The organism is Dyella sp. Tek66A03 (assembly GCF_052567735.1).
Genome location: NZ_CP199584.1, coordinates 2,566,107 through 2,587,033, shown reverse-complemented (window position 1 = coordinate 2,587,033; position 20,927 = coordinate 2,566,107). Strand labels below are relative to the sequence as shown.

Below are 20,927 nucleotides of genomic sequence, written 5' to 3'. Positions count from 1 at the left end.
GTGACCGCCAGCACTAATAGCTTAGCGCATGGGCAAGGCGCCACCTAAGCTATCGTCCATACCGATGGACTGACACCGACGCGTGGCTTCCGCCGAAGTTGGCAGCGAAACCATCACGTTGACCATCCCTTCGGCACGACGAAGGTAACGCTGTAGCGCGCCCGAGTGACTGCGACATACAGTCGTTCAGGGGCCTTGAGTTTGGTTTGATCTCGATCCCGCAAGTAGTTCAGCATCGGCTGGGTAGGGAATATCAACACGCGATCAAATGTTCGACCTTTGGACATACCGATATTCATCGCCGCCAGCTCAAGGGTGTCGACATTCTTGTCATTGCGCAGCACGGTGACAGGCGCGTACGTTCTGACATAGTCGGCCACTTCGTCGCGAGTGACGAAGAACACGCCATCATGGGACGTTGTGTCCGCATTGAGGGACCTTGTGATAGGCAGGCTTGGGTACAGAGCATCGGCGAAACTGCAAATCGACTGATTGCACCGATAGCTTTCATCGCGAGTGAGCACTTCGCAAATGGCGGTGCGTCCTGACAGCCATGCATGCATGCCGCTGCCACGATACTTCTTGTTTCTCGGTCCAATGCTGGTAGAAAAAGTATGCTGTCGCGGATCACCAACCAGAGTGACATTGATCTCCGATTTCATCAGTAGATCAAGCACGTCGAGGTCAAAGCCGACGAGATCTTGCACCTCATCCACAAAAATGTGCCGGTAGACGCGCTCTAGGCGACGAACCACCACACCGCCTGCCTGCTGATTGATATTCACTACGAAATCAGAAACGCCATCGCGAAACATCCCGCCGTGTCGATCGAGGTAGTACGCAATGTCGGTCTTCTTTGCTCGTTCGTGGCGCCGCCCTTTGAAGTTAAGTCCGGAGATGGTCAACGGGTCGCCGGTCAGGATTCGTTGGTAGGGCTTGGCACACTGTGCGATCAGGAAGGCGAACCACCCCATGACGGCTATATTGGGAGGAATCGTCCCGGCTTTCTCCTCCAAGCGACGTGCAATCTCTCGCTGATTCTCGTTCGTGAAGGTGGTGATCAGCACAGGGCCGTCGGCGGCAAGGGCTTGTTCGACGACGTAGTCGGTTTTTCGAGAGCCCGCGGCCGCGAGAATGGCGATGTTACGCCCCATCGACGACGTCCCGAATGTATGCAGGCATGATGATACGCGTCGTCGACTCAAAGATGGCGAACGCCGCATCCGTCTTCTCGGCCAGCATGGCCTTGAGCACGTCGTCCTTGCTCCGGTGGGTGGTCCCCAGGACGTTATTCAGCGAAGCCAGGTCATTGGCCGCCACGATCTGGGGCTCAAGTGTCGGGTACTCGATGTTCTCGCCAACGTGGAGGCTCACGTTGGCATCCTCCAGATAGTCCGCAAAGCGCGTCTGATGGTGCGCTAGCGGTTTTCCATCGTTGTCCGTCACTACCCAAATACGCTTGTGAAGTCGCTTGGCGATATCGAGAAAACGCTTGTGCGCCAAGCCCACGCTGATCACGTCGATGCCATCCTCAATCGGCAGCTTACCCTTCGCGTCAAGGTAGGCGCGTTGGATGACCAATTCATCCGACGGCCCCTCCACGAGAATCGCGGCGTGCGCGAGCACTAGGCGGAGGGTGTCAAAGCCGGGCAGCTTCTGGAAGTAGCGCACGGTCTCATTGGGCAACGCGGCAAACCGCATGGCGGTCTGCTGAGCGCCGAGAAGGATCATGCTCTCCAAGCCCAGCTTGTTCAGTACGAAGTTGCTATGCGTCGCCAATACCACCTGCTTGCCCTCGCATTGTTGCTGAATGCGGGTCAGCAGCAATTGCAAGTGCGCGAAGGAAAGGTGGGCTTCCGGTTCTTCTATGAGAATCACCTCGGCACCGTTGGCTTTGCGACCTAACGCCAGAAGAGTCTTGAGGGCGCTCTGTTCGCCTTTGCTAGCGAATGGGTAGGGCAGCTCATCCAGATGGGCCGTGAGGTTGTTCTCCCAGGTAAAGCGCTGGGATATATCGATCCCCAAAGAGAGCGTCCGACTCGTGAGGCTTTGACTGTCCGCCTGCAGTCGGGCATTGATCGCTTTCACTTGCTCCTGGGCACTGAAGGACTCGCGAACGCTTCGGTATTGCCGTGACAGCTCGACCCGCTCTTTCGGCTCCAGATGCGTGCGCAAGATCTGCTGCAGATGGTGATCGACGCCCGCCTGCAGGCGAAGGGAGGAGGGATCCACTACCGACGCCGTGGCGGGTACACTTCGCGCCGTCACGGCATTGCCTGAGAAGCCGAACCAGTCGACGCGGTAGTACTCGGTCGGCGCCAGACGAATCGATGAAGGATCCTCGATAAAGGCCCTATATTCTTCGGCAAAGTCTGGCGAGAGCTGCGCCTGAACGCGGACGCCGCAGGCATCTTCGGCGAGGGCGTTGTTACTGCCGCGGAGAATCTCCGCTTCAGCGTCCTCTTCGAGAAAGATATCGATGGTGAGGGTCGGCGGCGGCGCCTTCTTTCCCGTCATCAGTTGCTGGATGTACTCCTTGGTCGCCGCCATATTGACGTAGAACGGATTCAATTCCTGAGCGAAGTTGCGTCCGTTGATACGGAAGGTCAGGCCGAGACCGATGGCTTCGAGCAGTGTCGATTTGCCCGTGTCATTAGCGCCGACAACGATATTTAGCCCCGGCGTGAGGGTCAGATCGAAGTGACGAAGAGACCGATAGTTCCGAATGGCGACTTTGCGAATCACTGCTTCTCCCTGCGGCGCTCGTGGCGACCGTACAGCCCGGCAGCAGCCATTCTCACACACGGCACCGACTAGCAATTGGATGCTTCGCCCGGCGTCATACGGATGGATCGTGATCGGTAGGTGGCGCTGAGTATCGCGCACGCAACGTAGCCATCGCGCTGCTCCCAGCCTGGGACCGACGGGTGTAGTACGTGACCATGCGATCGGTCTTCCACCCGCCCGCTTGCTGGATCTGCGTCCCCGTCGCCCCGTGTTCGGCGAGGTCATTGGCCGATCCAATCCGCGTCGAATGCCCACTAATGCTCCCGGCGTTCTCTAGACCCGCCGCCTTCGCGCGCCGCCGAAAGATCCGCGCCACCTCCTGCGGAAGTAGGGCCTCGTCGACTTGTGGAGCACCTGCCTTTGGTCGACCGCCCAAAGGGCGGAAGAGAGCGCCTTCGGTGAAGTTGGCTGCTGCCTGCCACGCGCGAACACGCTCGATTGTCGCCGCACTGACAAAGCGATAGTCGGGCGCCGCGCCATCCTGATTGGTCTTGGAGAACGGCACATGCAACGACCAGGTATTCCGCCGACGATTGTGATGCAGGTGTTCCACCCGAATGGCCACGAGCTCCGACTCCCGACAGAGCGTGTCGGATGCCATCGACAACAACGCCGCATCGCGCAGATCGCGCGGGCTGTCGCCCAGCGTGGCAAGGATCGTTTCAATGCCCGCCATGTCGAGCTCGCCGGCTTGCTTGCGCGCGTGGCCGCCCGTCGTCTTCAGCCGACGGATCAGCTTCTTCCATTTCACCGGCCAGTCCGGATCTTTCGACGGGCTCGGTAAACCGGCGGCGACGTGTACCAAACCGACCGTATAGAGATAGCGATCCACCGTGGCGCGTTTTCGCCCTTTGTCGATCGTCGCCGACAGAAAGGATTCGACTTGGGCGACGGAGGCGGGCAGGGGAGTCGCCCTGCTCGCTTCGCACCAGGCCAGATACTGCGTCCAATCCGACCGCACGGCCTTCACCGTCGCCGGCGCACTGCCAGCGGCAAAGTCGGCCGACCAGCTGGCGAGTCGCTCGAGCACGGCTTCGACGGAAGCGGCCAACGCGGGACGCGGCGCATGTATTTCTGCGGCCACCGGCGGCACGGTGGTGAGGTCCTGCAGCGCGTCGACAACGCGAAGGGGAAGGGTGGTCGGCTCGATCATGGCGAGGTCATAGCCGGTGCAACTGAAAATGTGACTCTGTTACGACCGAAAAATCAATGCGTTACGTAGCATGTGAGGCACCTGCATAACAAAAACAGTTGTCTCTCAAAACGACTGAAATTGTTACTTGGCCGCTATTGCAACTGAATTCGTTACTTGGTCGTTGATTCAAATTTTCTTCGCGCGAGTGGGGGAGCAATGCTTGGCGGCCCATGCTGTAGTTTAAGAAAGGTGAGGCTAGTGGGAGGCCACCAGACAGGGCGGTCGCAGTCGGATCCCTCCGTCGATTTTGCTTGATCGCGGATTCCGGGAGGACTGAACATCTGTTCCGGCAACGACTGAACATGCCGCTGGTGTTGAACGCGGCGCTGCTCTTGACCAACGCCTTGATGGGCTTTACGGCCAGTACCGAATAACCTGCGCTGATAGGCCTCTCGGACGAGGCGCCCTCGGCGGAGCCTCCTACCCAATAGATCAGCAGCGCACAACGTAAGAGTCAAAGCGATGCCGCCGGAATAATGGATCGCCACTGCTCTGGATGGAGGCAGAAGGCGACCAGGGCGGCCCACTGGAGAAGACAGGCTAGAACGAAGATCGGATCTTTGACTATGACCTCCTGGCGAGGTTCGGCGGATTCAGATCGATGAAACGGTTTGGCTAATGCGTGCCGTTTAGTGACCAATGAGGGCACGCGCCTTGGCCCTCACTTCGGCCAGCACATGCGGTTCCACCATGCCCTTTCGTTTGGCCTTTCTCACGGTCCAGTCGAGACTTTTGATTTGATCGGCCAACACCACGCTAGGCACCTTGCCCGGCACGGTGACCTCGAAAGGGTAGTCCTTGACCTGTGTGGTCATAGGGCAACACAGCATCAACCCAAGGCGTCCGTTGTAGGACGCCGGGCTGAGCACGAGGGCCGGGCGGTGCCCCGCCTGTTCGTGCCCTGCCTGCGGGTCGAAGTGCAACCACACAATGTCGCCTGCCTCGGGGACGTAACGCACCACTAGAGCGCTTCCCTGCCGACCGGCGTCCCAAAGCTGACCTCGCCGTGGATATTGTCCGGCGTGATGCAGGAAAGCAGTACGTCTAGGTCAATCTCGGAAGGGACGATCGGCTCGATGACGATACGTCCGCCTTCCTCTCGCACATCGACCTTGGCGTCCACTTGCAATTTCGCAGCGGCCAGTACGGCCGATGGAATGCGTACCGCTGCGCTGTTGCCCCATTTCTTCACGATCACTTGCACAATTCGTTCTCCTGCCTGTAGATCGCCATCAGTTTCCGTCCCGCATAGGCCGGGCCATAGCGTGCGGCATTCGGTATCTACATTGTCGATACTAGCATTGAAAGGCAAACGTAGCAACATTGTCGATACATCCGCATGCAACCACTGAATTGACTATTTGCGACCAACCGGCAGCAGCTGAAAAGCCACTGAAACTGGCGCTGAGTGTTCGACATCAGCGGCATGTTCAGTCGTTGCCGGAAAGGTGTTCACCGATTACCGGAATCCGCACTTGATCTTCATTTTCCCAGGGAACCAACCCTCATTTGGCCGCGCTTCTGGGTGCCCGCTTGGGGTGGTTCATAACCAGCTAGCGTTTTGTCGGCATAGGATCGCAGGAGCTGAGGCACCAAAAACGCAGCGGAAGTTAGTTGTTCGGCGGCGTCCCTTGGCTTCATGCCAATCCTATTCTCGAATTCAATTTCTCTTTGCGCTGCCCGGTCGCGCAGGTCTTCCGGCCAAACAAATTCGCCCCCTCCCTGCAGATGCACCGCCGCATTTAGGCACTGGATTGCGCGATGATTTGCTTCCGTATCCGGAACCAAGATTAGATATGTCGAGAGACGGGGTAGGTCGTCTTCCTTGATGGCACTCAACGAACGAGCGCCGTGTTTAGCAATGGCATCCTTGGCGTCTAGTAGGCCAGACAACAAAATCTGATCACGCTCCACGTCAATGCTCAACCCATAGCCTTCGAGTGAATTCACGAAGTTCGCGACCCCGTCTGCGCACAGCTTCACGAGTTTTCGTGCCAGCAAATCATCGGCCCTTGGAGTTAAATGCCAGACGGCCAAGTGGCAAAGGGTGAAGATTAGAATTAGATACTCCGGGATAGAGCCTTCCATAAGTTCGTCAACCAAATAAAAATCTGCTAACTGAGGCCACGCTTGGCATATGTATTCCCACGCAGCGATGGCCCTAACATCGACTAGGACTAATCCCAGCTCCTTCAGAAGCTGCTGCAGGATTCCTATTGAAACACCAATGGGCGGCGGCTCAACGCGAAGGTATGGCTCGAACTCTTTCAGCAGCCAGTATTTGGACTCCGGCACTCGCTGCGTAACCCTTTGATAGAGGTTGAAGCGCGGGACCCCGTTAGAGGAAGCGCCTGCAGCTGGGCCATGAATCTCTATCGTGAATGCGCCATCGGGATTTCTCCCCAGATTGTGGGCTTGCTCGAAGACTCTCGGAGCAATTCGAAGAGGGAGTGGTGGCGGGTTCTCACCAAATTCGAAAGCCTCAAACGGCGTCAAGGGGAACAACAGCTGCGCATTTAGCGGCGCCATGCGGCTGCAGCCGAAGTGGCGCTTCAAAAATCGCGCCCAAAGCATCGGACCGATTCGCAGTGCACCGCCTTTCGAAAGTCTTCCCATATGCAATGAGACCCGTAGGCGACGGATAAAAATATATCCGTCTAAGACAGATGGTCGGCGATTGCACTACCGTTTCACAAGCCCACTTGCGGGTTAAATCGTCAAAATGCTGCGACGCACAAAAAAATAGCCAGTCCGGTCAGGGACTGGCTATCGGCACGGGTATGCGGTCCCGTGTATTGCACGCCAAGCGTAGGGCGCCCCGACACGGGCGTCAAGGGGAGTTGCTGCCCGTCGCTGGCTCGCAACACGCGCACCGCTACCCCCTTCAAGAGGAGGTGTTACGGATGGCGCGCGATAAACAGAAAACGCCGGCTCAAGCACAGCGAAGCAAGTTAATGGTGGCGATCCGTGCCCGTGGGGAACAGGGTACAAATATTTGGGTGGTCCGGCCGCCTTTTCAAAGTAAGGACCTCATTCTTAATAGTGATCCGCAATTTGAGGCCTTCTACCTGCTTGAGGGCGAGCCCTCGTTCCGCGAGGTCAACTACCTCCCTCAGTGGTATGAGGTTCAGGCCGAGGGCCTCCCATGGCAGCCTACTAAGCCCTTTGCAGTGGTGACAACGCTTGATGGGCACGAGCTTCGAGTCGACCTGGCGTTTGACTCACCGTCCCCCGCCGGAGGATTTGCGGCGCCCATAGCGCCCAATGTCGGCATCGTCGTCGTCAATTTGCACGTCCTAAATAAGTACATCCAGCGTGTGGAGAACTGGCGCAGGGTCATTCCGTGCATCCGACGCGCACGACTCCATGGGACAGCGGCAATCGAGCGCCAAATCTTGGTCATGCTCCACAGGGTCGAGCGCGCGACTCTGCGCAGCCTGTACGCCAACTTTGGCGACGACAATGCCGGCATCTTTTTTGGTGCGATCGCAATGCTCCTTCGAAAGCGAGAACTGTGCTCTGACCTTGATACGCGCCCTTGGTCGATGCACACATGTGTCTGGAGTGCAGAGGCATGACGGTGTCGACCCATACTCGTGACACCGCACCACCAGATTGGCTGAACTATCGCGAGTGGGCGACGGTTAGCACCGAAAGTTGGGCAGAGCTGCCTAAGTTGAAATTCTCCTCACTGTGTGAAGCCATCATCGATTACATCGAAGGACGCTCGTTTGACGAAAGCCGGCACAAGGACGGCATCTACCGACAAACGCTCTTGCGCGCCTTCAATAGATGCATCTCACCAGACGGTAGCGGTGACCTTTTGGGGTGGCGTGGGCTTATTCCCCGGCTTCGTATTCGTCCGCCGGAACGGCACAAGCCGCTGATTGCCAGTGGACGTAACAAGCGGGGCGGCTTGAGCGGCGCACTTATGCTCTTCTTGCGGCACCGCCGTGATATCGCTGGCGATTTCGAGTCCTACCTCTTAAAAAGTGCCAAGCGCGCAGAAGGCCATGAAGCTCGCCTGCGTGAGAAGTCTGCCCATCAGAAGTTCATTGAACTTTGTGAAAATGGCGGCGTGACGAGCGGTGAGTGGCCGTTTTGCACGCGCAAGCGTGGCCGCGAATCGATTCGCCGGTTTCTCCATAACTTCCTGAGGGTCCGCTACGACGATATCGTCGCGACCCAGTTTGGCAGCCGGGCAAAGGCTCGATCGCATACGGGTACGGGCCATGACAGCCGCCTAATGGCATGCCGCCCGTTCGACATCGTCGAAATGGACGAGCATAAATGCGGATTCATAGGCTCCATCGGTATCCCCACGCCAGAAGGAATGCGCTGGTTCCCGGTTGAACGAGTCACGATTATCCTCGTTGTGGAACGTTGGCTGAGGGTCATCCTAGGCTATAAGGTTATATTTAGGCGGGAAGCGAATGCGGACGACGTGCTTGATGCGCTGAACAGCGCAATGGGCAACGGCGAGCCAAGAACGTTCTGCGAGGGTTTCGAAGCGCAATCGGGGATTGGCTTGCCTGGTGAGCTGGGCGGGCCATTCGCGTGGTGCGGTTGGAACCAGCTGTTGGTCGATAATGCACTGATCCATCTCGCGACTGAAGTGAGTGAACGAGCCCGCGGTCTGGTCGGTTGCGACCTCAACTTCGGCCCGATACGGCGATTCGAGCGCAGAGCAACGGTCGAGAACGTCTTCGGTGGCCTTGAGCGTCTCGGGTTCCGCCGGCTCCCATCCACCGTCGGAACGTCGACGCAAGACCCCATGCGGCAAGCGGCGGAAAAAGCGGCAGAACAAATGCAATTGACTGCGCAGCAGGTCGTGGATCTGGTCGAAAGCGTCATCCGCGACCACAATGGTCGTGTATCCAAGTCCAACTTTGGATCAAAGCCCATCGCGCGCCTGGAGGCCGCGTGGCGCGATGTGGATGGCACGGGGGTGATCTTTCCCGTATTGCCTCGTCTTGCACCGGGCGTTGCAAGTCTGGATGTGTCAATCCTTCCTCTCACAATCCGTGGGGACGAGAGGAGCGGGCGAAGGCCATACTTCACCTTTGAAGGAGAGTCCTATACGGCAATCAGTGTTGCCAAGGACTTCCGGTGGGTCGAGACCCCGGTCTTTGGCCACGTCAAGCGCAGCGCGATTCGCGAAATTCTGATCTTCACGCAGAACGGGGCGTTCGTTGACAAGGCCAAGGTTATGGGACGTTGGGCACAGTCAGAACACTCGCGCGACATCCGCAAACATATCAATGCGCTCGTCGAAACTGGTCGCCTTGAGGTCGGCTACATGGAAGACCCTGTCCATAGATTCCTGGAAACGCTGAAGCAGTCCATCGCTTCTCGGGCGACTCCATCGACTTTTCGCAAGGATATTAGAATCGCCGCCGAAGAACAGACGACGCGGCAACGCACTGTCTCCACTGCGCCCGCGATTGATGACTCGCCTCCCTGCGACGGCGAAGCAGATTCACGGCAAATCGATCGTGCAAAGCGCGGAGGCGCGCAAATTCCAGATGGACATTCCATTCCCGACGAAGCCGAAGAAGATGACCTTCTCGACTACGAGGGGCTCACCGCGTTTGAGGAAGCAATCAGATGAGTGACATCGAGCTTTTGCTAGCCGAGCGGGAGCGCCGTTGGCTTGAACATCCTGTCATCACGGAATCGGCGATCCTGCCGACACGACCTGTTAGGGACGCGTCCGCGCGAATTACACGGCTATCGCGCAAAGCCCGAGGATCGATTGCGTGGTGGGCGGATCCGGTAACGGGGAAATCGTACTGCATTCGCGCCATTAAGAAGGTCCTCGAGAGGGATTTTACCGGCGCCGGGATTGTCCACTTTCAAGCGGTGGAAGATCAGCAGCAGGCAGAGGGCCGCCTTTTAATCACCATCCTTCGAGCCATCGGGTTCTCGCACAAGATAGCGCGTGACTTGGCTGATAAACGTGATCAAGTGAAACATGCGTTGATCGCCCTTTCGGGCGATTTAAGAAGAATATTCATCATTATCGATGAGGCCCAAGAGCTGTCGAACAAGGAATTCGCCTGGCTCAAGGCTGTCGTCAATGAAGTCTCCGAGGCGGGAGTTAGAGTCACTACGATCCTTTTTGGACAACGTGAACTCCAGGGTCGAAAGAATGATTTAAAGACGCATGGGCGTTCTGACCTGTGCGAGCGCTTCATGAAGGTTCTGCTGGAATTCAGGGGGGTCAGAAAGGAGCGCGATTTCACCGTGGTCTGTGACGCGATCGATCGGCTCTCCGAATACCCGGAAGGATCTGGATGGACGTATGCGAGATTTCTATTTCCGAGGGCTTTCGACAGCGGCTTTCGCTTTGTATCGGTGGCGCCACTGTGTTGGGAGAAGATCCGAGAGATAGTCCCGCCCGTGATCCTTAAGAAAGGGCTTCCGATGCAGGTGATCTCGTCCTTCTTCGCCCATCTTTGTATGGCACGTGCAGATAACGATGGACCCGGGATGACGTTCAGTCCGAACGATATCTCCAAGGCGCTCGGTGCCGCGTTGGACGGAATCTAAAGACACCCCGGCTTATTGTCCGTCGGCCCCGTCTCGGGGCGACGTCTCGGTAGATCGGCTGGCTAAGACTGCCTTGGCTCGCTTGTGCCGACGTTCGTTGGCATCTACCTCGCCACTGATGTCTTCAAACCAATACACGGTGACCAAACGATGGAACGTCAAATTAGAGCCTTTGTGCCCTGGCGCGACGACGCCCTCCTTGAAGGTGAGTCGCTATACGCGCTTTGGAACAAGTTTGCTTGGTTTGTAGGCATTTCTCCAGCGGCGCTGGTGCGAGGCTGTCGCTTGCCGCGCGTCGGGCTTGCCGCCCCGAAGTGGATCCATTACCGCCACGCAGATTGGGCTCGCTATCTTGAGAGTCCCGAGAAACTTCCGACCATTCAAGGAATAAGTACGGCCGAGGCCGTCAAAGCCTATGCCGCGGCCATGGACTTAGAAGTTCCTGAAAAATGGCGCTCACAGCGGTTGCGTGTCTGCGAGCATTGCATATCGATGGGCATCCATCTTCGAATCCATCAGCACTTGGTAGTGGAGCGTTGTCCGTTGCATAACGTTCCGCTTCGGTCCACGTGTGGAGCATGCGGGCATGCGCTCGATTTTCATTCCGAACAGCATCGCGCCTTTAGCTGCGTCAGGTGCGGACACTGCTTTCTGGACAAAGGCCTCGTAAAGGTGGCCATTCCACTTTCGCTTCGGAAGAAGGCTGCGACGGTCATTGAGAGTGTACTAGCATGGCTTCGCCCCATTAATTCAGACCTTCAACTGAAACAAAACGGGTGCCAGGGAGGGGGCTGGGCGAACGAAGATAACCCACTCTCCCACCTTCGTGTGCGCGCGCTATTTATTGACGGTTTTCGGCGTTCATCGCGGTCCGTCCCTGTTTGGATGCAAAACCCGATCTGTGGCAAGGCCGCGGTCTCAATCACGCGAATTGATCCTTTGGCAACGTCGCTTTCGGGGGCCATGCGGCAAGGAATAGACGTTGAGCATTGGGTGACGAAGGTGTGTGATTCGGCGGACCAGCCGGATGAGGACTACGACGAGGTGCCGGTGGAGGCACCCGATATCGAGTTGGAAGATCGGTACCTTCAGGCCCTGCGACGCGTCGCGGCAAAGTTCATGTTGTCGATTCAAGGCCGGCATCGCGAATGCCTCGACGCGGCGCCTCTTGTTGCCCGCCTTGCTGGGGGCGATGAGCATGACCTAACTCCCGCGATGTTGCGTTGTTGTCCGGTGGCACTTGGTTTTTGGCTTTGGCGTCGCCGGGGCAGTGCATTCTCCCTCTGGATGTCAGCCTTTTCGGATTGCTACTTTGAGCGCGATGGTAAAACCCACGTCGGTGCAGGCACCGATCTTCTGTTCTACGCCCTTGCGCGAAGCGATCTCCACGCTTGCATCATGGTTGCTATGGAATGCGTGAAGCATCAAGAAGACAGCGGTGACGATTTGGCTGCGCTGGAGATGCTGTCGATCTGGGAGGGTTGGCGGCTAAGCAGCTACTCCATATCGAGGCAGTCGCTTGATTTTGATGCCGAGAATTCAGGGTGGACGTTTCTTCGAATTGATGCCTCTCATCTGATGGCAACCACACGTTGCCCAGGATTAGAGCCGTATCAAAACGTCGTACGACAGCGGCTGCGATCGGTTCCCGTCTTTAATCGAAAGACTGGCCAGATCGAGCAGTGGAACATGGAGGACACGTGGCAAGAACGCGCGCTGGACTACCTTAGCCATAAAAATCCGCGCATCGAATTGAAAAGCTGGGGGCGCGATTGCACTCCGCGCGCCTTCTTCGCAATGCTCAATATCGTCCCAAAAGGATCGCATTCATTCCGCTGTGTCGATAGTGCCATTGATTCACGCGCTAAAGCAGCGGAGCTTTTTCGCCAGTCTCGGGGGGCTGGCGTCGGATCGATCGCGCGAGCGCGTTCGGCGGGCGACGGATAACGCTCTAGCTTTACGGGTGCCAGTTTGACGTGCTCCCTTTCATGGGCCGTTCGCGAGAGGGCGGTTCCTCTCAAGCTTGACACAGCCCATGGTTGCCTGAGCTATTTGTCTCCGTTGCGTAGCAGGAAGATGATCAACTAGCCAGCCGCGCGTGGCCGGTTGATGTCAAGGTGTCTCTTGCCTTAAGTAACTTCGTCGCTTCTGTTTCATCGCGTCTGCGAAGCGATCGATGAATTCGGCCATGGGGCCGCGAAATCGGAGTGTTTCGGAGGGCAGGGCAATCCCGAGCTCGCGAGCAATGGCGGTGGCGTACTTAAGCTGTGCCTCAGTGGGAGGCTTGAGGTCCGCATCTAGGCACTCGACGAGGCTCGTTGCAAAGCAGTGGGCTAGTCGCTCGCGGAATCCATCCACCGCTCCGGACTGACAAGCGCGCTCAAACTGGAGCATCCACGCTTCCTGGGTGCAGTCGTCCAGGGGGATGGGAATGCCGCCATCGTCATCAAGGAGGAGTTGAACTGGCATGCGGTGAGCTTCCGTGAGCTCGAGGCCAAGACTTGCCCTGAATACTACGGAACTCGTAGTATCCAGGGCAAGTGGAAGTTACGAATCTCGTAGGCCTGTCCTATGTGGATTTGTGACATGCCTCGACGTCTGGATCTTCGCGTGGTCTTCCGGCGCCGCCTGAAGGAGGCGCGAGAAGCGAGCCAGCTTTCACAAAAAGAGCTAGGTCTGCGGGCCGGGCTGGACCAATTTGTGGCCAGTACGCGCATCAATCGCTACGAGCAGGGCGTCCACGAGCCGGACATGACTACGGTGGCCCGCCTGGCGGAGGCCCTTGGGGTGCCGACGGCTTATCTGTTTGCCGACGACGACCGACTCGCGCGCCTCATCCTGGCCTTTGATCAGCTCTCATCAGCGGAGAAAGAACGCCTGTTGAAGGAGATCGAAAAGGCGTAAGCGCGCGCTTAGTCATCCAGCACGTGGGCGGCCGGATTGTTCGTCGTGCCGCCCGTCAGGAAATACCCCATCACGCTGGCGACCGCTCGATGCTCAGTAATGGTCATCCACGCGGGCAAGGAGATGCCCTGGCGCGCGCCTTCGGTGAAAAAGCCGCAGCGGAGACGATGACCGGCAAAGTCCCCTGTTAAGCCGGCGCGCTGCGCGCGGCGCTTGACGATCGCCTCGACGGCGGCTGGAGAGAGCGGGCCGCCGAGATGGTTCTTCCATAGTCGCCGGAATATCGCGCCCTCGGTCAGGCCGATGGTGGCCAGCCACGCCGCGATTGCGGCACCGGCACTGCCTAGCGGCGGCTTGTCCGGCGCATCGCCGGTTTGCGGCCCGGATTAGCGGGTTTTGCGGCAGGTGTTACACGTATCCCCGGACCAAGGGCCTTCAAATCGGCGAGGTCTGCCGCGGCCAGTGCACTTCGACGGCTGCCGCTGGCGAACGCAAAACAAAGCAGAGCGCGGTCACGCCGTCCTTCCAGCGTGTCGCCGCAAGAGGCCAACGGGACTTCCAGTTTTGTGCGCGTGATCTCCGTCCTCTTCGCGGGCCGATCACCGTGTTTGGTGGCCGCGCGACGCGCACGCGCGAGCAACTGGCGCACGTCAGAATCCTCGCACGGATTCGTCAGCTGGCGCGCTTGATGGACCTTGGACAGTTCGGCGATACGATGGACCATTGTGGCGAGCTATTACGCACCCAGCTTCTGTTTATAGCCGCCGTCCACCAGGGTGGCGTCCGGTGCGGACAGCAGCTCCCAAGTGAGTCCCGTCTTGCCACGGCCAGCCCAACAATCCACCGCAGATTGCATCACCACCGCTTCGCTGACCGGCGAGGTGAACGGCGCCCGGTAGCGACCCTTGAACCAGGGCGCCCGGTAGCGCAGGGCACTGGCGTAACTACGCGTGGTGTCGGCCGAGGCGGCCTCGACCAGGAACTCACGCACTGAGGCAGCGGCGCTCGCGTCCAGCGTGGCTGGATCCAAAACCCGCAAAAGGGCGAGCAGCAGCGTGAGGTCAGGCGAAGGCATCGGCCAAGCGTAGCGGAGACGTGCCGTAGTCGGGATAAGCAGCCCCAATCGCAATAGCGATTAGGGCCCGTTATCGTGGGTACACTGTGCGCCCGCCAAGAAGCGGGGAACAAGATGGCGCCGCCATACCCGCGCCGTCCTCGCCTCCGATACTCAAGGCAATCACGCAACAGGCGGCGCTGACATCGCAGTTGCTATCACCTTGACGGCTCCGGATAGTCGCGCCGTCGTCTCCTGCAACATCCAACCGTTGCCGTCCGGACCTCCGCGGAGATAGGAACTCATCGTAACTCCCCCGACGAGTCACTTATGTTAGCGCGTCGTCGACGATGACCTATACGCTCTGGCCAATGGTTTAGCCCACAAACCAGCGCTACGCTTGGCGGTATCTGGCCAGCTCGCTACAGCATCATCGGGAAGCTACCCGAGGGAGTGGCACAGTCATGAGCAGCCACTAGGCCTTGCACGACCTCATGCGAAAGTATGTCAGACGCATCGACGAATGGAATGCCGAAGGTCTCCGAGATGTCTTTCATCCCAATGCCCGAGTTGAAGACGTGACGGCGGGTGCGTTTCGCTCCCGCTCGGCCGACGTATACATGCTGTTGGTTGCCTCCCGCTAGAGCCCCTTTAAGGTCGCAAAATACCTGGCGGAATCGTCGGGTGTCAGAGCGGTGACGGGAGGCGACGGCGCAAGCTAATCTTTCTAGATCTAGGCTGCCATGAATCCCACTGACCGCGGAATGCTGTTCGGCTTTGGAGTCTTCCTCTTAGACTTCCTCGCATGGCGCTTTTTAACGCTCGATCGTGAATGGGCTCGCTTTGGAATTCGATCTTCGCTTTTCCTGATACTCAGCTATGTGTTGTGGACCATACAGATTAGTCCGTTTCATGTGGCGCCTTGGGCAGACCAACCCATACGTCATCTACTTGCGCAGGGACTAGGATTTCTCTGGTGGCTACAAGCTGCGCAGATCTCGGCCACGATCCTTGGAAGGATCGCTCTTCCTTCAGAGTTGCGTCGAGAGCGACTGTTTCAGGACATATTTCGCGCGATCGTTTTTCTAGCTGCAGCTGTCGCTGCCGTGTCGTATGTCCTGGAACTTCCGCTTGGCGGGTTGCTTGCGACATCGGGTGCAATGGCGATCATCCTTGGCCTTGCCGTCCAGAGTACGCTCAGCGATGTGTTTTCTGGCTTGGTGCTCAACGCCACTCAGCCATTTCACGTGGGCGACACTGTGGCGATCGGCGACATCCAAGGAGATGTCGTCGAGAGAACCTGGCGAGCTACGACTTTACTGAATAATCGTGGAAATTTTGTGCTGGTCCCGAATAGCGCAGCTGCCAAGGCCAGCATCGTCAACTTGAGTCGACCACCGCAGCTCCACGGCATTACTGTGCGGGTTCGCATATCGCCGACCATTCGGCCCGCACTGGTGATCTCCGGCCTTGAAGATGCGATTAGTGGTACTGCCGACGTATTAGCGGATCCCAAACCATCGATTACCGCCTTGGTGATACATCGGAATTTCATCGAGTACGAGATCCTCGCCTATGTCGCGTCGGCCGACAAACAAAATGGCACCCAAAATGAGATTATCGATCAGGCGCACTTACAATTGAATGCGCGCGGCATTTATTTGGGGCGGGAGCAGCCAGAGGGTGGGTCCAGGGAAGGGGTGGAGCGACTTCTCCGCAATATCGACATGTTCAAGTGCTTAAATGACGCGCAAATAGCCCAGTTAGCTAGCGCATCGGTAAGTCAGAGGTTTTCGGCAGGTGAGTTGATCTATAACGTTAAACCCGATTGCCCCGACGAGCATAGGGCCCTCTGCATCGTGGCAGAAGGGGTTGCCATCTTGCTGGCTCCACATGACGGCAAAGACATCGAGCTCCAAAGACTGGCGCCCGGAGATGCGGTAGGCCGGTCGGGCGTTCTTACTGGCGTCAGCAACGGAATTAAGCTCCGGGCACTGAGCAATGTATCGGTCTTTCGCCTTAATAAGGATGCGATCACTCCACTTCTTCGGCAGTTTCCGGAGCTCGCGAAGGAAATGCTTAGCGACCTACTCGAGTGTCAGGCGCGAGAGGCCGAGATTCTTAGAGAGATCCCGTCACAAGAGACTGAGAGAGGAGGGGTCTTCCAGCGATTGATGGAAGGCTTGCGTCGGCTACATGGGATCGTTCGCAGATAGTTTTTAATCATTGGCCACGACCAGATTCGAACAGATACCACGAGTGGTGTTCACCCTGGTCAATCCACGCTCCAAGATCGCTAGAAGTCGCGACATCGTCATAGCTGGCCATCAGCCAGACATTGAGCGCATTCGACTGGAGACAAAGCGTGATTTGACTCTGCGCTTTGGGCAGCTGCTCGAGGATCTATGGCGTGATCTTCATACGCTCGACACACGCATCTTCGAGTTGGATGGCGAGATCGCAGAGATAGCGCGTGCCGATCTTGATGCCGGGCGACTTCAGCAGTTGGGCAGTGTCGGTCCGATGGTGGTAACGGCCTTGGTCGCTAGAGTCGCCCGGGGGTCTCGAATAGGCAAAGCGTTGGTTCTAGCTGATGTACCTCAAGGCTTGGGACATGCCAAGTTCTGCGAAGGACGTTGCGGTTTTTGCGGAGAGTGGGGATGGCTCATCATGAGGTCCAGTGGAATTGTATTGCTCGATACTGGCCCGGAGTGAGGCCCGTGGATTTGCGGAAGGCACGAATGAAGTTGGCTTGAGAGCCAAATCCCGTTTCCAGTGCTATTTGCAGCAGCGAGGCACGGGTATGGGCCAACAATCTTTCCGCTGCTTGCACGCGCCGTCGGGTGACGTAACGGTGAGGCGAGAGTCCCGTGGCTAAATGAAATAGCCGCGAAAAATGAAACTCGCTCAGGCAAGCTTCCGCCGCAAGATCGCAGAGCGGCAGTTGCTCGGTGAAACGTATTTCAATTAGGTCAAGTACGCGCTTGAGCTTCTTCGGATCAAGGTCAGGGGCTGTCGACGGTGGGTGCCATCGATCAATGGAATAGTTGCCGAGTAGGTGGCCCGCAAGCGCCGCCTGCATGCCATCCACAAACAGGCGATCCGCTGGCGAAAATCCGCGCTCCATTGATTCGCCAAGGGCCACAGCGATCTGGTAGAGCATAGGGTCTCGCAACCCTCCGGCATAGACTAGCTCGATTTTTGCAGGGTCAACGTCGTAGTCCGTCAATGCGCTACGGTCTATCAAAGATTGAGGCAGGTAGATACTAAGTATGTCGATGGGTGCGTTGACCGTGGCGCCGATCTCGGACACCCCCACGGGACCGATGCAGGCTACTCCAGGCTGAATGAAGGCCTTTTGCGTGCCAATACTTCTGATGCGTGTCGCAAAGGAACGGCCCGATGTTACGAAATGGACTTCGTTGAGCTCGTACACTCTTGGGCCGATGCGACCAGGCTCCAGATGCCAGTGCTCGACATGAAGACTCGGGAAGTCAACCGAATTGAGCATTCGGGAGCCCACTGCGAATCTTCCGTTTCCCCGGTCATCCAGTTTCATAACTGTCTCCGCGGGGCGGCCGAGTTAAAGAGCCGCATTGCAAGCGCCGAGGCCAGGTGGTCTCCTTGGGTGCACTTTTTTACAGAGTACCCCTCCCTTAGGGAAAACCAAACCCCTTGAAGGCGCTCAAGATATGCACTAAACGTCATATTGATTGCGAGCTGCAAGCGGCGCAGGATAATCGGGATGTTCGGGGCGCCCTGTACTACCTTCTCTCGCCCGCAACGATCCCCTTGATCTATCGGGATCCTTTTGGCCGTCAAGCGACACGCCGTTTCATCTTAAGCATCAATGAAGTCACGGCTTGCCCAGTGGATTGCCCTTTTGCATGAGGCTGCCTTCGTCAATGACGAACACCGGCTCGAACTACTGATAGCCCAGAGCCTGGAACAGGAGGTCGTACCCGGAGAAATGCCTCGCGGACCGCGCGATGCACAGCACACGCCTCATGCGACATCGTCAGCGCGGAGAATGATTTACTCGCCACGGTGGAACGGCGTGCCGAGGCGCGGCCGTCCACGACATCGGCACCCACATGGCTTGATGGCACATGGTTCTTGCGTTGGGTTGGCTCGGTAACCTGATCCGTCAGATAGCGTCCACCGCTTCAAGCGCGATGGCGTTACGCGTCGCCAGGTCGTTAATGCGTGTCAGGTAGTGCTGGTAGTGCGGGCTCGCCCGGTGGGCCGCCGCGGCGTCCGCATCGACGTACATCTCGTCGATGACGAAATCACCGGGTTTCTCGCGGGCTCGCCAGACGTTGTAGTGGACATTTCCAGGCTCCCCGCGGGAGGGCTTGGTCATGCCTCGGAGTAGCGCTTCCAGTTCGCGTTCCTGGCCGTCTTTCGCGGTCAGGATAGCCATCACTTTCACTTGTTTCGAAGCCATGCCGGGTGCTCCTTCAGTACATGGGGCTGAGAGGTTAGTCGACGTTGGCCAGTGCCTCGACGATCGCCTTGCCTACGGCCGTCCCCGAAGCCGGATTCTGACCGGTGATCAGGCGCCCATCCACGACGTGGTACGGCTTCCAGGGATCCACGCAGGAGAAGTCAGCGCCCGCTTCACGAAGCACACCTTCGAGGTCGAACGAGACATCCCGTGCAGCGTAACCATCTTCCTCCGCCTTGGAGAACGAGGTGAGTTTGTGGCCTTTGACGAAGGGCGTGCCATCGTCGAGGCGGACGCCCAGGAAGGCCACCGGGCCGTGGCACACGGCGGAGACGATCTTGCCGCCGTTCCAGGCGCGGAGCACGGCCTGCTTCACGTAGCGGTCCTTCGAGATGTCTTCCATCGGGCCAAGGCCGCCGGGGAAGAAGATGGCGTCGTAGTCGAGCACATCGACCTCGGAGAGCTTGCGGCTGCGCTGAAGCCGGCGGTAAGCCGCGCTATCGCGGAACGTCTTTTGTGCGTGGTCCTTCGGGTCGTAACCATCGTCGGGAACGATGCCGCCGAGGGGCGATGCGAATTCCACGGCGATCCCCGCCTCCTCAAGTACCTCGAAGGGATGGGCGATCTCGGGAAAGAAGAACCCGGTGGTGCGCTCGAAGGGACCGATGACCGCGGTGTTGGTGGCGATGCAGAGAACGTGCTTCACGCGCATGGTTTTAGCTCCATTGAAGTCGTAGAGGGAGGACAGGAAGGCTGGGATCAAAACGTCATGACCGCGCGTCCCACGATGTCGCCCGTCCCTAGCGCCGATCTCGCGTTGCGTGCATCCGCCCGCGTTAGTGCGGGCGAATGCCAAGGGGCTACGGTTTGACGCCCTTAGAGGCCTGTTCAATGAGTTGTGCGACTTCCTTAGGATGAGACATGTAAACCGCGTGATTGGCCCCCTTCACCTCGGTCACGTGGCTGTTGGCACGCTTGTACATCCAGCGCTCAAGGTCAGGATTGATAGACCGATCGCTACCAGCAACCATGGCCCAACTGGGCTTATTCCGCCACGCTGGCGTGGTGATCGGGGTGCCGAAGGCTTCTGCCGCCGTGAGGACTTGGGATTGAGCCATGAAGTGAGCTTGCTCCTTGGGAAGCTCCGCGGCGAAATCGGCCGCAAACACCGCCGGGTCCAGATACAAATAGCCGTCCGGCGTCTTCTTGATGCCCTTTGACGCGGGCGGCATCTTGTCAATCAGGTTCAACGTCGTCTCGCCTTTGTCCGGCAGAAATGCCGCGATGTACACCAGTGCTGCGACCTTCGGGTCGTTGCCTGCCTCGGTAATGATCGATCCACCGTAACTGTGACCGACCAGCACAACCGGCCCATCGAAACTATCGATGGCTCTCTGGGTGGCTTTGACGTCTTCGCCGAAAGATGTTTCCGGTTGTTGCACGACCGACACGGTGTATCCATCTTTCTCGAGTATTTTCGTAACATCGGCCCAGCCGGAGCCATCAGCAAAGGCTCCATGGACGAGGACCACGCTCTTGACGGGGCCAGGCGGCGTTGCGAGCGCGTTTCCCGCAACTGCGGCCAGCGCGAGGGAAAGCAGGGTCAGTGACATTTTCATGGTGCATTCCTTCTCTGTGGGAGTGCCGTACGTCGGCACGGGTACCGAGTCCTGGCTATCTGGACCTCCCTGACGGTTGAACTGCCGGGAAATGTCCCTTGTGAGACAGACCTGCATTCCGAGGTGCTGGCGGCTGCCATCAGCGCCACGATGCTCGATGCCGCGGCGAAGTGTGGCCCGTCTTGCCATTGTGTCCTGAGCGGGAAGGGGCCCATCGCCAGATCGATCAATTCCGGGCCTTCCGTTCTCAGAGACGCCGCATGCGCCGCGGGGCTGCGCAGCTGGACGCCATTGTCAGAGAGTAGTGGCGTGTTGACTTGCACCCCCAGTCTGTTTTTGCAGGATATGCACTCAACGTCTGCCAAAAAG

20 protein-coding genes are annotated in these 20,927 nt (G+C 58.0%); 7 read left to right on the top strand and 13 right to left on the bottom strand.

Features of this window, described 5'->3' with window-relative positions; translation table 11 throughout:
- Positions 1-113 precede the first annotated feature (113 nt).
- The 6 genes from ACT01B_RS11380 to ACT01B_RS11355 all read right to left on the bottom strand — a co-directional run bounded on the left by ACT01B_RS11380 (position 114) and on the right by ACT01B_RS11355 (position 6,538).
- On the bottom strand, positions 114-1,154 hold the full coding sequence (locus ACT01B_RS11380; RefSeq protein WP_445143374.1) for a UvrD-helicase domain-containing protein: 1,041 nt from the start codon (positions 1,152-1,154) through the stop codon (positions 114-116).
- Positions 1,144-2,745: an ATP-dependent nuclease gene (locus ACT01B_RS11375; RefSeq protein WP_445143373.1), complete on the bottom strand. Its 1,602-nt coding sequence runs from the start codon at positions 2,743-2,745 to the stop codon at positions 1,144-1,146. The genes ACT01B_RS11380 and ACT01B_RS11375 overlap by 11 nt, the downstream gene beginning before the upstream one ends.
- Positions 2,746-2,839: 94 nt before the next feature.
- Positions 2,840-3,940, bottom strand: coding sequence for a tyrosine-type recombinase/integrase (locus tag ACT01B_RS11370; RefSeq protein ID WP_445143372.1), 1,101 nt, complete (start codon positions 3,938-3,940; stop codon positions 2,840-2,842).
- Between the two features lie 671 nt (positions 3,941-4,611).
- Positions 4,612-4,944 carry an endoribonuclease MazF gene (gene mazF / locus ACT01B_RS11365; protein WP_445143371.1) on the bottom strand — a complete coding sequence of 111 codons (333 nt, stop codon included), beginning with the start codon at positions 4,942-4,944 and terminating at the stop codon, positions 4,612-4,614.
- Positions 4,944-5,306: an AbrB/MazE/SpoVT family DNA-binding domain-containing protein gene (locus ACT01B_RS11360; protein ID WP_445143370.1), complete on the bottom strand. Its 363-nt coding sequence runs from the start codon at positions 5,304-5,306 to the stop codon at positions 4,944-4,946. The genes mazF and ACT01B_RS11360 overlap by 1 nt, the downstream gene beginning before the upstream one ends.
- A 158-nt stretch (positions 5,307-5,464) precedes the next feature.
- On the bottom strand, positions 5,465-6,538 hold the full coding sequence (locus ACT01B_RS11355; protein ID WP_445143369.1) for a hypothetical protein: 1,074 nt from the start codon (positions 6,536-6,538) through the stop codon (positions 5,465-5,467).
- Between the two features lie 347 nt (positions 6,539-6,885).
- Between ACT01B_RS11355 and ACT01B_RS11350 the strand changes: the two genes are divergently transcribed.
- From ACT01B_RS11350 to ACT01B_RS11335, 4 genes are all read left to right on the top strand, one after another.
- On the top strand, positions 6,886-7,560 hold the full coding sequence (locus tag ACT01B_RS11350; protein ID WP_445143368.1) for a hypothetical protein: 675 nt from the start codon (positions 6,886-6,888) through the stop codon (positions 7,558-7,560).
- Positions 7,557-9,593 carry a hypothetical protein gene (locus tag ACT01B_RS11345; protein ID WP_445143367.1) on the top strand — a complete coding sequence of 679 codons (2,037 nt, stop codon included), beginning with the start codon at positions 7,557-7,559 and terminating at the stop codon, positions 9,591-9,593. The genes ACT01B_RS11350 and ACT01B_RS11345 overlap by 4 nt, the downstream gene beginning before the upstream one ends.
- Entirely contained in the window at positions 9,590-10,534 is a 945-nt protein-coding gene (locus tag ACT01B_RS11340; protein WP_445143366.1) for an AAA family ATPase, read from the top strand. Before ACT01B_RS11345 ends, ACT01B_RS11340 begins: the two co-directional genes overlap by 4 nt.
- 84 nt (positions 10,535-10,618) lie before the next feature.
- A complete protein-coding gene (locus ACT01B_RS11335) occupies positions 10,619-12,481 on the top strand; it encodes a hypothetical protein (RefSeq protein ID WP_445143365.1) in 1,863 nt (620 codons plus the stop codon).
- 165 nt (positions 12,482-12,646) lie between these two features.
- Here ACT01B_RS11335 and ACT01B_RS11330 read toward each other — a convergent pair whose 3' ends face one another.
- Positions 12,647-13,003 carry a hypothetical protein gene (locus ACT01B_RS11330; RefSeq protein WP_445143364.1) on the bottom strand — a complete coding sequence of 119 codons (357 nt, stop codon included), beginning with the start codon at positions 13,001-13,003 and terminating at the stop codon, positions 12,647-12,649.
- A gap of 117 nt (positions 13,004-13,120) precedes the next feature.
- On the opposite strand from ACT01B_RS11330, the gene ACT01B_RS11325 reads away from it, so the two are divergent.
- Positions 13,121-13,438: a helix-turn-helix domain-containing protein gene (locus ACT01B_RS11325; RefSeq protein ID WP_445143363.1), complete on the top strand. Its 318-nt coding sequence runs from the start codon at positions 13,121-13,123 to the stop codon at positions 13,436-13,438.
- An 8-nt stretch (positions 13,439-13,446) separates the two neighbouring features.
- Here ACT01B_RS11325 and ACT01B_RS11320 read toward each other — a convergent pair whose 3' ends face one another.
- Positions 13,447-13,659, bottom strand: coding sequence for a hypothetical protein (locus ACT01B_RS11320; RefSeq protein ID WP_445147468.1), 213 nt, complete (start codon positions 13,657-13,659; stop codon positions 13,447-13,449).
- Between the two features lie 515 nt (positions 13,660-14,174).
- On the bottom strand, positions 14,175-14,513 hold the full coding sequence (locus ACT01B_RS11315) for a hypothetical protein (protein WP_445143362.1): 339 nt from the start codon (positions 14,511-14,513) through the stop codon (positions 14,175-14,177).
- A 473-nt stretch (positions 14,514-14,986) separates the two neighbouring features.
- On the opposite strand from ACT01B_RS11315, the gene ACT01B_RS11310 reads away from it, so the two are divergent.
- Together ACT01B_RS11310 and ACT01B_RS11305 are read left to right on the top strand one after the other, a co-directional pair.
- On the top strand, positions 14,987-15,136 hold the full coding sequence (locus ACT01B_RS11310) for a nuclear transport factor 2 family protein (RefSeq protein ID WP_445143361.1): 150 nt from the start codon (positions 14,987-14,989) through the stop codon (positions 15,134-15,136).
- A 99-nt stretch (positions 15,137-15,235) separates the two neighbouring features.
- Complete coding sequence (locus tag ACT01B_RS11305; protein WP_445143360.1) at positions 15,236-16,708, top strand: mechanosensitive ion channel domain-containing protein; 1,473 nt, start codon at positions 15,236-15,238, stop codon at positions 16,706-16,708.
- A gap of 452 nt (positions 16,709-17,160) precedes the next feature.
- Here the strand turns inward: ACT01B_RS11305 and ACT01B_RS11300 are convergent, their stop codons facing one another.
- From ACT01B_RS11300 to ACT01B_RS11285, 4 genes are all read right to left on the bottom strand, one after another.
- Entirely contained in the window at positions 17,161-18,051 is an 891-nt protein-coding gene (locus ACT01B_RS11300; RefSeq protein ID WP_445143359.1) for a helix-turn-helix domain-containing protein, read from the bottom strand.
- Positions 18,052-18,639: 588 nt separating this feature from the next.
- The gene (locus ACT01B_RS11295) at positions 18,640-18,939 is read right to left on the bottom strand and encodes a putative quinol monooxygenase (RefSeq protein WP_445143358.1); all 300 of its coding nucleotides are present in this window, start codon (positions 18,937-18,939) and stop codon (positions 18,640-18,642) included.
- Between the two features lie 34 nt (positions 18,940-18,973).
- Entirely contained in the window at positions 18,974-19,651 is a 678-nt protein-coding gene (locus ACT01B_RS11290) for a type 1 glutamine amidotransferase domain-containing protein (RefSeq protein ID WP_445143357.1), read from the bottom strand.
- 148 nt (positions 19,652-19,799) lie between these two features.
- Positions 19,800-20,558 carry an alpha/beta hydrolase gene (locus ACT01B_RS11285; RefSeq protein WP_445143356.1) on the bottom strand — a complete coding sequence of 253 codons (759 nt, stop codon included), beginning with the start codon at positions 20,556-20,558 and terminating at the stop codon, positions 19,800-19,802.
- Positions 20,559-20,927 lie beyond the last annotated feature (369 nt).

Coding starts and splice junctions, on each gene's coding strand:
- ACT01B_RS11380 (WP_445143374.1), bottom strand. CDS start 1,154: ATGGGGCGTAACATCGCCATTCTCGCGGCCGCGGGCTCTCGAAAAACC.
- ACT01B_RS11370 (WP_445143372.1), bottom strand. CDS start 3,940: ATGATCGAGCCGACCACCCTTCCCCTTCGCGTTGTCGACGCGCTGCAG.
- ACT01B_RS11360 (WP_445143370.1), bottom strand. CDS start 5,306: ATGTTGCTACGTTTGCCTTTCAATGCTAGTATCGACAATGTAGATACC.
- ACT01B_RS11350 (WP_445143368.1), top strand. CDS start 6,886: ATGGCGCGCGATAAACAGAAAACGCCGGCTCAAGCACAGCGAAGCAAG.
- ACT01B_RS11345 (WP_445143367.1), top strand. CDS start 7,557: ATGACGGTGTCGACCCATACTCGTGACACCGCACCACCAGATTGGCTG.
- ACT01B_RS11340 (WP_445143366.1), top strand. CDS start 9,590: ATGAGTGACATCGAGCTTTTGCTAGCCGAGCGGGAGCGCCGTTGGCTT.
- ACT01B_RS11330 (WP_445143364.1), bottom strand. CDS start 13,003: ATGCCAGTTCAACTCCTCCTTGATGACGATGGCGGCATTCCCATCCCC.
- ACT01B_RS11325 (WP_445143363.1), top strand. CDS start 13,121: ATGCCTCGACGTCTGGATCTTCGCGTGGTCTTCCGGCGCCGCCTGAAG.
- ACT01B_RS11315 (WP_445143362.1), bottom strand. CDS start 14,513: ATGCCTTCGCCTGACCTCACGCTGCTGCTCGCCCTTTTGCGGGTTTTG.
- ACT01B_RS11310 (WP_445143361.1), top strand. CDS start 14,987: ATGCGAAAGTATGTCAGACGCATCGACGAATGGAATGCCGAAGGTCTC.
- ACT01B_RS11305 (WP_445143360.1), top strand. CDS start 15,236: ATGAATCCCACTGACCGCGGAATGCTGTTCGGCTTTGGAGTCTTCCTC.
- ACT01B_RS11300 (WP_445143359.1), bottom strand. CDS start 18,051: ATGAAACTGGATGACCGGGGAAACGGAAGATTCGCAGTGGGCTCCCGA.
- ACT01B_RS11295 (WP_445143358.1), bottom strand. CDS start 18,939: ATGGCTTCGAAACAAGTGAAAGTGATGGCTATCCTGACCGCGAAAGAC.
- ACT01B_RS11290 (WP_445143357.1), bottom strand. CDS start 19,651: ATGCGCGTGAAGCACGTTCTCTGCATCGCCACCAACACCGCGGTCATC.
- ACT01B_RS11285 (WP_445143356.1), bottom strand. CDS start 20,558: ATGAAAATGTCACTGACCCTGCTTTCCCTCGCGCTGGCCGCAGTTGCG.